7 protein-coding genes and 1 pseudogene are annotated in these 13,180 nt (G+C 46.7%); 6 read left to right on the forward strand and 2 right to left on the reverse strand.

What is annotated here, in order from left to right; translation table 11 throughout:
• Together QUB08_RS12730 and QUB08_RS12735 are read right to left on the reverse strand one after the other, a co-directional pair.
• A pseudogene (locus QUB08_RS12730) lies at positions 1–957 on the reverse strand (WD40 repeat domain-containing protein); the annotation flags it as partial.
• Entirely contained in the window at positions 954–2,993 is a 2,040-nt protein-coding gene (locus tag QUB08_RS12735; RefSeq protein ID WP_333225047.1) for an ATP-binding protein, read from the reverse strand. The pseudogene QUB08_RS12730 and the gene QUB08_RS12735, both read right to left, overlap by 4 nt.
• Positions 2,994–3,635: 642 nt before the next feature.
• On the opposite strand from QUB08_RS12735, the gene QUB08_RS12740 reads away from it, so the two are divergent.
• The 6 genes from QUB08_RS12740 (at position 3,636) to QUB08_RS12765 (ending at position 12,471) form a co-directional block, all read left to right on the forward strand.
• Positions 3,636–4,016: a photosystem I reaction center subunit IV gene (locus QUB08_RS12740; RefSeq protein WP_333225048.1), complete on the forward strand. Its 381-nt coding sequence runs from the start codon at positions 3,636–3,638 to the stop codon at positions 4,014–4,016.
• 2 nt (positions 4,017–4,018) lie between these two features.
• The gene (locus QUB08_RS12745; RefSeq protein WP_333225049.1) at positions 4,019–4,942 is read left to right on the forward strand and encodes a DNA-formamidopyrimidine glycosylase; all 924 of its coding nucleotides are present in this window, start codon (positions 4,019–4,021) and stop codon (positions 4,940–4,942) included.
• Between the two features lie 188 nt (positions 4,943–5,130).
• Entirely contained in the window at positions 5,131–5,346 is a 216-nt protein-coding gene (locus QUB08_RS12750; RefSeq protein WP_015178120.1) for an NAD(P)H-quinone oxidoreductase subunit O, read from the forward strand.
• 109 nt (positions 5,347–5,455) lie between these two features.
• Positions 5,456–6,409: a malate dehydrogenase gene (gene mdh / locus QUB08_RS12755; protein ID WP_333225050.1), complete on the forward strand. Its 954-nt coding sequence runs from the start codon at positions 5,456–5,458 to the stop codon at positions 6,407–6,409.
• 324 nt (positions 6,410–6,733) lie between these two features.
• Entirely contained in the window at positions 6,734–6,877 is a 144-nt protein-coding gene (locus QUB08_RS12760; protein WP_333225051.1) for a hypothetical protein, read from the forward strand.
• A gap of 1,031 nt (positions 6,878–7,908) precedes the next feature.
• On the forward strand, positions 7,909–12,471 hold the full coding sequence (locus QUB08_RS12765) for a PAS domain S-box protein (RefSeq protein ID WP_333225052.1): 4,563 nt from the start codon (positions 7,909–7,911) through the stop codon (positions 12,469–12,471).
• Positions 12,472–13,180: the final 709 nt, after the last annotated feature.

Below are 13,180 nucleotides of genomic sequence, written 5' to 3' on the forward strand. Positions count from 1 at the left end.
AGTTTTCAGTTCTGAACCTGTCTCGGTGTCCCAGATTTTCAGGGTTTGATCCTCGGATGCCGAAATCGCGGTTTTTCCGTCCGGTGCGATCGCCACTGCTCGTACCGAGTTACTATGACCGGTGAGAGTTTTCAGTTCTGAACCTGTCTCGGTGTCCCAGATTTTCAGGGTTTTATCCTCGGATGCCGAAATCGCGGTTTTTCCGTCCGGTGCGATCGCCACTGCATTTACAAAGTAACTATGACCCGTGAGAGTTTTCAGTTCTGAACCTGTCTCGGTGTCCCAGATTTTCAAGGTTTTATCCCTGGATGCCGAAATCGCTGTTTTTCCGTGGCGTGCGATCGCCACTGCATATACCGAGTCACTATGACCCGTGAGAGTTTTGAGTTCCCGGCCTGTCTCGGTGTCCCAGATTTTCAGGGTTTTATCCCATGAAGCCGAAATCGCGGTTTTTCCGTCGGGTGCGATCGCCACTGCACATACCGAGCTACTATGACCGACAAGCGTCCGCAACGCACCTTCATTTGCCCGCTCTAAATTAGCCTTCAAAGGCCGCAACCAAAGAGCATCTTTCCACTCCTTTGCTTGTGCCAGCATCCCCTGAATCCCAGGCATTTCACAATCTAGCAACCTCCCCAACAACTGCCCTGCCAGTTGCGTTTTATCCTTTTCCAAAACGTGTGCCGACTTCCGAATTGCCCCTTGAATCAATCTCAGAGTTTGACTTTGCTCCTGGGTCAGCAACACATCAGAATTTCTCGCAAAATCGTAATCATCAATTAGCGCTTGTACCCCCAACGCCTCCAGTTTCATCTGCATAAAACCGAAATCCGTCACCCAAGCACAATAACGATTAAAATCCTGCAACCCCTGAACGAAATCCCTGGGTTGATATTTCAAAAAATATTCCCGATCGCTTTCACTCTGCTGCGCCAACCACACACCTAATTTGCTCATATCGGCGCTCCTCCCAACCTGTTATTAATACCTTCGCGGATAAGTTCTTCCACATTCACCCCAGCAGATTTCACCGTTTCATTTTTTTCCAGAAACTCGCGAAAGGTGTTGTGATAAATGTTGTAGCGAACTTCCCCCTTTACCTGCTCCTGTCGCAAAAAAGAATCCCATTTCTTGAGTACCTGCTGTACTTCAAAATCCGTCTCCTGCACCGATTTAGCAATCCAGCCGCGAGAAACAGCTTCGTGAGCTTTCGACAGCACGTAGATAATCTTAACTTTCAATTCCAGCAGATCGTCTTCACTGCCAATCATCTGTAACCAGTGTTTTTGATAATATTCCTCCAAACCCGCTGGCAAATCATTCAAATTCACGTCATTGTACGTGCCACTTTCAATCTCATCAAGTACGTGGCGGAGATAGATAAATTTCTTTTCGCTTTTTTGGGCTACCGCCGTCACAAACTGTTCCCGCTGCAAACCTTGAGCATTAATCCAATGCTGAATCAGCTCGCTTTTCTCCGTGCGTTTTGCCAGATAAGCCTTGACATCTTCGAGACTTTCTGCACCGTACTGCATCAAATCAAAAACAGTCCGCTTAGGTGGCATAGGCAGAAATGCCGGCCGCTTCGAGACAATAAAATAAACGTTCTCCGGCAAATCATTAGGCAAATAAAGAACATTGCTGCCTTTACTTTGCGACTGCAAATCAACTTCATCCAGCGCATCCACCACAAAAATAACCTTTTTGCCACTGCTCGACTCAGCGCTAACCTCCCCCAGCAACCTGCCTAAAAAGTTGTTGTTTTTGAAAGCGTTTTCCGGCATTACAGGATACTTGTCTTTCAGGTTAAAACCTTCAATTAACTGAATGCAAGCATTTTCTAGAAAAGTTTCAGCGTTGATAATCCCGTCCGGTTGCGAGTTGAAATGAGTAACGCAGCGTCGCTTCAGCATCACCACACAGGCAGCCAGAATCGCGCTTTTCCCAACACCCGGTTCCGCTTGTAAAACAAAATAGCCCTTCGGCTTTGTCCTCAGAAACTCATTAATTGCTTCAAACACAAATTTCCGACCGGTAAAGTCTTTAATTCTGTCCTGAATAATCGTCTCTGAATTGAGAGAAATCGGCAAGCCCGGCGCAGCAGGATCGATATATCTTTGCAGCAATGCCCGAATCTGCGCCAAATCATCGCGGATCTCAATTTCGATCGCGCCCAACTTCGCCATGACTTGACAAATCTGCTGCTGCGTAGCCACCGCCTCCAATTTGTCGAGAATCTCCCCATTTTGCAGCCCCAAATCCTTAAGCTGGGCCAAAGCAACTTGGTGCAAATTCAACAGCATCGCCGCAAACTTTTGTCCTCCCGTCGCCGCATCTTGTTTCAGCACTTCCCGGTACGCCTGCGGGAAAGTTGCGTAGAGTCTTTGCGCGACAAATTCTACGATTTCCGCATCAAAAGTTTTCCCCTCGCTGCGGGCGAATTCCTCGATGAATTTTGCCCAATCTTCCGGTGTCAATCCCGTAACTCGATCAAACTCCGCAGCATCCGCCGAAAAAATCAGAGTCAGTTGCTCTTCGGAAATATTTAAACCCCTTGACAAATCAGCCGCTTCTGTGTTAATGCTCAGCCAATATTCAGGAGTTTTTTCGGCTAATCGATCTAAATCCCTGGCAGACGAATTTTTACTAAGGGCGATCGCAATTAACTCGTCCGACTTCCCCACATCCTTGAGAATATAGCCGATCGCCTCACCCGCCGCCTTAATCAAATCGTGATTGTCAAGAATATTCGGATTTTTGGCCAACTTTTCGGCCATCAGATTTCCCAAGTCGTTAGCCGCAATATTCCCCGCAATACCACCCGCGATCGTTGCTAAAATAGAAATGCCCCCAACGACGGGATTAGCCATCACACCCAATGCTGCTGTCACTGCCGGATTGGCGATCGCGCTAGCAATCATTGGCGCAACACCCATGATCGCACTCCATCCAAGAACCCTAACTTTAGTATTAGCTAAATCAACTAACGACATAACTTAAATATTCCCCATACTTTGCAATAGTTTAGCGCGGTCAGATAATTAAATACAAAGTTAATTAATCTCACATCTTTCACCATTCTTAGGAACAGGCAAGATGCTTGTTCCACAATGATTCTTAGGAACAGGCAAGATGCCTGTTCCACAATGATTCTTAAGAACAGGCAAGATGCCTGTTCCACAATCACTAAATTTTCTTGTGGGGAGTAGGGGTTGGGCGTCTCGCCCGCCCCAAAATACAATCTGCCCGCCCCAAAAATAGAATTGTATATTCAGTCGTCTTTAGACGACTTTAGCTATGAGACAGGGGTTTTAAACCCCTGGCGGCCGCCGCAACAACCTAACGGCCCCGACAACCTCCTCACACCCCGGTAACAAACTCACCACCCCACAACAATTTGTAAAGTTTTTTATAGATCCGATCGCACAGCTTGTATTTAACGGATAATGTCTGTTTATTTATTTTGCAACCCCAGCGATCGCCCTAGCAAAGTATTTACTTTTCTTTACAAACAGCAGCTCAAAAAACGACGCCACAGGTAAAAATTTCCTTGCAGACTTCAAATGCGTCGCGCGATCGACTAGAGTAAAAAAAATGGCTTTATCCGTTTATTCATCGCAAAGGAAACAAAGCTCATGGTTCAACGCGGTTCTACAGTTCGGATTCTCCGCAAAGAATCCTTCTGGTATCAAGAAGTGGGCACCGTTGCTACGGTAGACCAAAGCGGCATTAAATACCCAGTTATCGTTCGCTTTAACAGCGTAAATTATGCAGGCGTCAACACCAACAACTTCGCCCAAAGCGAATTAGTGGAAGTGTCAGCACCCAAAGCAAAAGCGAAAACAGGGACTCCAGTAGCATCCGGCGGCAAACAAACCACGCTGGACGAGAAAACCCGCAAAACCGGCAGCGGTGGCGCCCCCCAGCAGCCGAAAACTGCCACGGACAGCAAACCGGGCGCAGAAGTGACCGGCAGCGTCGAAGGTTCGCCAAATCAAGGAACAGAACAACGCTAATTGTGCCAGAACTGCCAGAAGTTGAAACTATTTGCCGGGGTTTGAATCAAGCAACCCTCGATCGAGAAATTTTGGGCGGGGATGTGTTGTTAAACAGCACGATCGCCCGCTCAATCTCTGCGACCGATTTTTTGACAAAACTCAAAGGAAAGTCGATCGCATCTTGGTACAGACGCGGCAAATATCTACTGGCAGAACTATCTCAATTCCCACCATGTAGGGGCGGTGCCCCCGTGCCCGCCCTTCCAGATTCTTCTTCCTTCCCAGTCCCTTCTTCCTTCCTCCTTCCTTCAAAAGCCGGCTGGTTGGGCGTTCACCTGCGGATGACGGGACAACTGCTGTGGGTAAACCAATCCGAACCCCTGCAAAAACACGCGCGAGTGCGGCTATTCTTTGAGGGAAACCAAGAATTGCGGTTTGTAGACCAGCGCACCTTCGGGCAAATGTGGTATGTGCCCGCAGAAACCGAGGTTTCGGGCACAGTCATCGGTCTGAAACTCTTAGGCCCCGAACCATTTTCCGACGAATTTACAACAGAATATTTGACCCGCAAGCTGCACCGGCGGGCGCGACCCATTAAAACAGCTTTGCTAGACCAGGCACTGATAGCTGGTTTGGGCAATATTTACGCAGACGAAACTTTGTTTTTGTCGGGAGTGATGCCCACAACTCTCTGTGCAGATTTGACCGCAGAGCAAATTGGGCGCATCCATACAGCTATTATTCAAGTTTTACAGAAGGCGATCGCATCCGGTGGCACCACTTTTAGCAATTTTCTCAACGTCCAAGGTGTGAACGGCAACTACGGCGGCGTCGCTTGGGTGTACAATAGGGCCGGTCAACCCTGCCGCACTTGCTCCGCAACCATCGAACGTATAAAATTAGCAGGGCGATCGACTCATTTTTGCCCCATTTGTCAGACTTAAAAAGCAATCAATGGATTTTAGGCTTTTGATTTTAGATTTTAGATGTACCCCACGAATCGCACTCCTTTATTCCTTAGTCCGCTTGGAGTGGACTTCGTTTGTTTAGTAGCGATTTCAATCGCCGAGTGACTTTGCAGCCAAATCTAGATTAAAATTTGTATAGTTTTTTAAACTAAACAAAGCAAGTTATGGCAATCAAAAAAGGCAGTATAGTTCGCGCTGTACGCGAAAAATTGGAAAACAGTCTAGAAGCCAAAGCCAGCGACCAGCGCTTTTCCTCCTATATATTTGAAACAAAGGGCGAAGTGATGGATGTTCGCGGCGACTATGCCTTCGTCAAATTTGGCAAAGTACCCACCCCGAATATTTGGCTGCGGGTAGACCAACTCGAAGATTTTAAGTAACTTACCACAACTCAACCTCACTGTTCTTAATGTAGCGAAGGGTGCACACCGCGCACCTTTCCCCAATTAAGCTGATTGCTAAAATCTAAAATCTAAAATCTAAAATCAAATGAATTCTCCATCAAACCGCGTATCAATTATTGGTGCAGGCAAAGTCGGCAGTACGTTAGCCCAGCGAATTGCCGAGAAAAATCTGGCAGATGTAGTATTGCTAGATATTGTGGAAGGTTGGCCGCAAGGCGTTGCTTTGGATTTGATGGAAGCTAGGGGAGTGGAACGCCACGATCGCCAAATTGTCGGTACAAATAATTATACAGATACCACCAACTCAAATATTATAGTAATTGCCGCCGGAGTGCCGCGCAAACCCGGTATCAATCGGGAAGATTTAATTAAAATCAATGCTCGAATTGTCACGGAAGCCACAAAAAAAGCGATCGAGCATTCTCCCGAAGCAATCTTAATCGTCATCACCAATCCCCTAGATATCATGACTTATTTAGCTTGGGAAGCGGCAGATTTGCCCAAACACCGAGTCATGGGGATGGGGGGAGTTCTCGACTCCGCCCGCTTTCAAACTTTTATTGCAATGGAATTGGGCGTTTCAAATGCTCAAGTCAATGCCACTGTCATCGGTTCTCATGGCGATTTGATGGTTCCTTTGCCCCGCTATTCTACTGTCAACGGTATTCCCCTCAATCAACTTATGGATGCTGGGACGATCGATCGACTCGTACAGCGGACTCGCCACGGTGGCGCCGAAATTGTAGAATTGATGAAGACTGGTAGTGCTTATTTTGCACCCGCATCTTCTGTCAGTTTGATGGTAGAATCTATTTTATTTAATCAGTCGCGACTCTTGCCTTGCTGCGTTTATTTGCACGGCGAATACGGCGTGCAAGATATCTTTTTAGGAGTTCCCTGCCGCTTGGGGTATCAGGGAGTGGAACAAATAGTGGAACTTGAACTCAGCGATACTGAAAGAGCAGCCTTTATCAAGTCGGGCAAATTGGTTGCCCAAAATATTGAGGAAGCGAGCGCCATATTGAAAACGGCTTCTTAAGTTTGTAGCTGTTGGTTGATCATAGCAGCCGATCGCTCGCCGCTTCAATATAGCCATCCTCGCATCATTTGTGAATTTCTTACTCCCTCCCCTTGATAAGGGGAGGGTTGGGGTGGGGTCAAAAATTTACGACTCCTGCAAGGATTGCTATATAATAATTTATACTGAGTATGACAGTGCGATCGCTCTGTCGAAAGTAGGCTTCTCTGATTTAAACCGCGCTTTGATAAATATCATTGATCGTGCTTGTTATGCTGTATTTCACAAGCCTAAAAAGGGGCAGCAAGGAACCGATCAATAAATATAAAATTTACTCTCAAAAACTTGCTAAAAACGCCAAAACTGGCAAAAGCAGTTGAACTTGGTCTGCGCGACAACACCATCAGAGTTTCTCTAGAAATTAAAGGAAAAATCGGCCATCCTTTCTTCATTACTAAACCAACAGCAGAAACAGTCGGTTTTGGCTGATCTCTCACTCGCGATCGGATTGCCCAACACGCTGGCACTTTAAAGATAGAAAGTGAAATGCGAGTTTCTACGGAATTTGTCATTACTTTGCCCAAACTTTAATCCTCGCGATCGCCATTTCTATTGATCAAGCTTGAAAGACCTTTACTTTAGTCAAAAATGTGATACCGTAAATATTGGTATTATCTAAAATTTTTACACTTGTCAAAAATCGCAAAAATCGGGCAAAAATTATCCGGGCGGAAGCTATCCCCAACGCGCGTCCTGAGCCGTTGCGGTAGGAAATAGCCCTTGAGTTGAGTCCATTTAATCATAGCCTGCAACTACCTCAACTGTTTGACCGAAAGCTAACCTTTGATTCGGTGAATTTTAATCCGTTTAAAAAATCCAATCACTCGCATAAAAAAATGAGAATGCAAGGAAAAATATCTAAAATTTTGGCTTACCCCAAAGGCTGTATAAAATCTAATTTAGGGCAGATTAATCGAGAATAATGAAAACTCTAGAAAAGGCGATCGCCTAAATTTAAACAAATTTTAATAGAGGCAAAGCCAACAGGATATTCGATCGCCAAACCAAGGAAACCATAGCTCGAGTTTGCGGTAATAATAAAAAGGTGACAATTGCAACCGAAGGCGAGCCAAAAAAATGTCAAAATTAGTCAGAGACGCTCCTCCCGATCGCGAAATGGAACCGGGTTTCTTGTTTCCACTTTCGGAGCTTCCCTGACTTAATTACGTTAATAAACCGGGTTTATGTGTAAGTTTTGTTATCATTATTCTCAATAATTGAGAATTAATCAAGTCGCAAATTATGCTACTTTTTCAGTAAATATACGGAAGCTAAGATGGTCGATTGACCTCCAAATCTCGAAAAGATACGGAAATGCAACGTGAGTAGCTGCTAAGGGGTAGCAGAAGGAGGAAAATATGTTCTTTACCTTTTTGAGTTACCAGGCTCAACTTGCAGAGCGCTATTGAGATGCCATCAACCTCGATACCAAACCGCAAAATAACTAAATAAAAAGCATTATGTTTCATGAATACCTCTATTACGAAGTCTGCAACCTGCGCGAGAAACTAGCTCACCTAGAAAGAGAAACGCAGTCTCAAACCTGGTTCAAAAAGCTGCAAGCGCTGATGGGAGTGATTAGCAAAATTCGTGAATCCCTAGACTTAGAAACAATATTCAAAATCACAGCCACCGAAGTTCGGCAACTCCTAAATGCCGATCGAGTCGCCGTCTACCGCTTCTTTCCCGAATCCGAATGGAATGAGGGCGAAGTAGTGTCTGAAGACGTACTGCCCCAATACAGCCCATCTTTGGGAGCAAGAGTCCGCGACTACTGTTTCGGCGAACAATTTGCCGCCAACTATGCTAAAGGATACGTTCAAGTAGTCACGGACATTTACAAAGCCCGGTTGAGCCCTTGTCACCTCAAAATCCTCAAGCGATTTCAAATCCGAGCTAACTTAGTCGTACCGCTGCTGCAAGGGCAACACCTGTGGGGATTGCTGTGCATTCACTCCTGCGGTCAACCCCGCCAGTGGCAAGAAGACGAAATCGAATTTGCCAGACAAGTAGGCGACCATTTAGCAGTTGCCATCCACCAAGCCGAACTGCACTTGCAAACCCAGAGGCAATTAGCAGAAATCGAAGCGGCACAGCAGAAACTCCGCGACAGCGAGCAAAAATATCACCAAATTCTCGATTCGATCGGCGATATGGTATTAGTCAAAGGCCCCCAATCGAAAATCGTCTGGGCAAATCAAGCATTCCGCAATTATTACGGCATGACTGAAGAGGAACTTCAAGACATAGTAGACGCACCTTTCGCCGATACCGACAATACTCTCCAGTACATCAAAGATGACGCCTTCGTATTTGAAACCGGACAGACTCTGTACATTTCCGAAGAACCGGTGACACGCTACGACGGAGAAGTGCGGCTGTGGAGCACAGTCAAAACACCCATCCGCAATCAAGATGGCCAAGTTGCCATGACTGTCGGCGTCTCCCGCGACATGACGGAACGCAAAAAAACAGAAGAAGCCGTCAAAGCCAGCGAAACCAAATACCGCAGCTTGGTAGAAACCTCCCAAGACATGATTTGGTCGGTAGATGCTTCAGGACGCTATACCTTCGTCAACCCAGCAGTTAAGTACATCTACGGTTACGAACCAGAAGAAATGCTCGGTAGGCCGTTCTCCGACTTTGTGACACTAGAACAAAGCCAGAAAGATTTAGCAGTTTTCGCCCGCCTGTTTGCCGGAGAATCAGTTTTCCAGTACGAGACCACCCACATCGCCAAAGACGGCAGCATGAAACATTTGATGTTCAATGCGATCGCCCTCTACGACGAAACCGGAAACTTCCTCGGCACCACCGGTACAGCCACCGACATTACCGATCGCAAGCGAGCAGAAGCAGCCTTACAACACGCCAACGCAGAACTAGAACGCAGAGTAGAAGCACGCACGGCAGAACTGCGCCAGACTTTTGCCGCCCTCACGGCCAGCGAAGCCAGGTTCCGGACGATCGCGGCCACCATCCCCGGAGCTCTGTTCCAATTTTGCAGCAGCCACGGAGTGTGGAGAGTTGACTACATGAGCGATCGCATCGAAGATATTACCGGCATCACAGCAGCAGAAATGATGCGAGACATTACCTGCTTCATTTCCCGCATCCACCCCGAAGACTTGGAAAGCCACATGGCTTCGGTGAACGAGGCCATAGAAAATCTCTCTCCCTGGCACTATGAAGGGCGCTTAGTCAAGCCCGACGGTGAGATTCGCTGGTGGCAGGGCGACTCCATGCCCACTCGCAGCGAAACCGGCGAAATCGTATTTTGCGGTGTCCTGTTCGACATCACCGATCGCAAAGTTGCCGAAACCGCCATCCGCCACAGCCAGCGGCAGCTCAAAGAAGCCCAGAGACTCGCCCACGTCGGCAATTGGGAACTCGACGCAGCCACCGAAACCCTCACTTGGTCGGAAGAACTTTTCCGCATCTTCGGGCTCGAACCGGCCCCCATCGCGCCCAACATAGCCGAACAGGTAGCTCTGATTCATCCAGAAGATTTGGAATTGTGGCAGACTCAAGTGCAGCAGGGACTCGCAACAGGCATCCCTTTTGATTTTGACTTTCGCCTTTACCGTCCCGACGGCATCTTGCGACACGTGAACGCCGTGGGCAGAGCCGAAACCGATGTGAACGGCAAGGTGGTAAAACTGTTCGGTACGGTGATCGATATTACCGATCGCAAAGCCGCCGAAGCAGCACTGCGGCAAGCAGCAGTCGAGTTGGAAGACAGAGTGAGCGATCGCACGGCCGAACTTTCCCAAGCAGTCACGCAATTAGAACAAGAAATTGGCGATCGCAAACAGGCAGAAGCAGCGCTGCAAGTTTCCGAGCAAAACCTGCGAACCATATTTAACAATGTCTACGATGCTATCTTCATTCACGATTTAGAAGGCAACATTCTCGATGTCAATAATCGAATGTTAGAAATGTACGGAGTGAGCCAGGAACAAGCAACAAATTTATCAATTAAAAACGACTATTCAAGCGGCGACAATCTCTCTGAACAAATTGGAGAAATTTGGGAAAGAGTATTAGCCGGCGAAACACCCCGCGTGGAATGGAAAGCGAGGCGTCCCAACGACGGTTCAACCTTTGATGTAGAAGTTGCCCTGTCCAGAATTCATCTCAACGGCAATCTCAGCGTCATTGCCAACGTCCGAGATATTAGCGATCGCAAACAGGCAGAAGCAGAACTCCAACACGCCCAACAGTTTATGGAGTCCGTACTCAAAACCATACCCGTAGGAGTGGTTGCCAAGGATGCCCAAGAACTGCGGTTTGTACTGTGGAACCCAGTAGCAGAAGAGTTGCTCGGTTTCAGTGCAGCAGAAGTAATCGGCAAAAATGATTACGACTTTTTCCCAACAGAACAAGCTGATTTTTTCACCACCAAAGACCGGGAAGTGCTCAATAGCGGGCAAATTGTAGAAATCGCCGAAGAAGAGATTGAAACGAGCCAAGGAGAAACGCGGATATTTCATACCAAGAAAACAGCAATACTCGATGCTGATGGCAAACCGCAATATCTATTAGCTGTCACCGAAGACATTACCGATCGCAAGCGGGGAGAAATTGCCTTGAGGCGATCGGAAGCCCGACTCAGACAGCAGGCCGATCGAGAAAAATTGCTCAACAACCTCACTACTCAAATCCGCAATTCCCTCGATTTCGACAGCATTATTGCTGTCGCAGTCCAAGAAATTAGGGCTTTCATGCAGATCGATCGGTGCTATTTTTCCTGGTACCGCAGCGAACAAGAAGAAGCTTTTTGGGAAATTATTCAAGAATCTCGCAGAAGAGAACTTCCCGATTTAATAGGTTGCTATAAAGCTTCTGACTTCGGCACTATAGGAGAACAGATGTTGCGTCTAGAAACGCTGCAAATCGATGATGTCGGAGCGCTCGCAGACCCTGTTTGGAGAAGGTCTCTTAACTCTCTAGGCTACCAATCTGTTTTAGCAATTCCGATGCAGGCACTTTCGGGAGTAGTGAGCGTTGTTACCTGCGCCCACTCCGCTGCTGTGCGACCCTGGAGTGAGGGCGAAGTAGAATTATTGCAAGCGGTTACAGTTCAATTGGCGATCGCTCTCAACCAAGCCGATCTTTACGCCCAAACTCGCAATAAAGCTCTCGAATTAGAACAAACCTTGCAGAAATTAACCAGCACTCAATCGCAGTTAATTCAAAATGAAAAAATGTCGAGTCTCGGTCAACTTGTGGCAGGAGTCGCCCACGAAATCAACAACCCAGTTAACTTTATTTACGGCAATCTCACCCACGCCAACGACTATACTCAAGACTTGCTACACCTGATCGAACTTTACCAAAACCACTATCCCGATCCCGTCCCAGAAATTCAAGAAGAAGTAGACACTATTGAACTCGACTTTCTGATGGAAGACTTACCAAAGTTGCTTTCTTCAATGAAAGTCGGTGCAGACAGAATTCAACAAATTGTTGCTTCTCTCCGCACATTTTCCCGCATGGACGAAGCGGAAATGAAAGCCGTCAACATCCACGAGGGCATAGATAGCACCCTGATGATTTTGCAGCACCGGCTCAAAGCTAAACACAACCATCCAGAAATTGAGGTAATTAAAGAATACGCTCAACTGCCCTTAGTAGAATGTTATGCCGGACAATTAAATCAAGTATTTATGAACATCTTGAGCAATGCTTTGGATGCTTTGGAAGAACGGGATCAGCGCCGTTCTGCTGAGGAAATGCGGGAACAGCCCAGCAACATCCGCATCCGCACTGAAATATCGCCAGCGGGCAAAGTAATCATTCGGATTGCTGACAACGGGCCGGGAATACCGGAGACTGTCGGCACTCGGCTTTTTGACCCGTTTTTTACCACTAAACCTGTGGGTAAAGGCACTGGGATGGGCTTGTCAATTAGCTATCAAATTGTTACAGACAGACACAACGGGTCGCTGAAATGCACTTCTTCGCCCGGACAGGGTACAGAATTGGCGATCGAGATTCCCCTCAAAGCTAATTGTTCATAGGGAATTGGTAAGTTGTAATTGGCAATTGGCAATTGCGAAAGCGTTACTGTGCGTCATTCGATTTTAGATTTTAGATTTTAGATTTTGGATTGACTTGCGCGAGATAAATGCTCTTTCTTGAGGATTTTCGATTTTCGATGTTGGATTGATTCCACGGATAAACCACGTGGCGGGTACCACCTTTGAAATTCGTGGTCAGTTTGGTAATTTTCAACCATATCAAATCCGGTAGCATCGTCCTGATATAGCAACCGCCAAGACGGTTAGGAGGTTGTTAATGGCTGAAACGATTGATTATATTGCTTCTTCCTGCTTCCTTCTGCTATAAAATCCAGTCATATCAAATCCGGTAGCATCGGAATTATTCCTCTCTGTATTCTCTCCATCTGCGTTCTCTGCGCCCTCTGCGGTTAAATCATTCCGATGCAACCGGAAACGATATCAATACTCAACAATCACGGACGGTACAACCGGAATTGAACTCATTTATCTGCGTGAATATGTGTTAATCTGCCCTCATCTGCGGTTAAAAAAAGAGAATGTATTAACCGCAGATGAAAATGGATGGACGCGGATTCACGCAGATGAATAATTCCGATCCTAACAGATTTGATATCATCACCTAAACTCTAATTTTGATGCACCATTTATTCCCTGGTGCATCAGTTTTGAGATTAGGAGTTTGTAGCAAAAATGTCTTCACAGGGTG

The organism is Microcoleus sp. BR0-C5, from assembly GCF_036705045.1.
Classification (GTDB): Bacteria; Cyanobacteriota; Cyanobacteriia; order Cyanobacteriales; family Microcoleaceae; genus Microcoleus.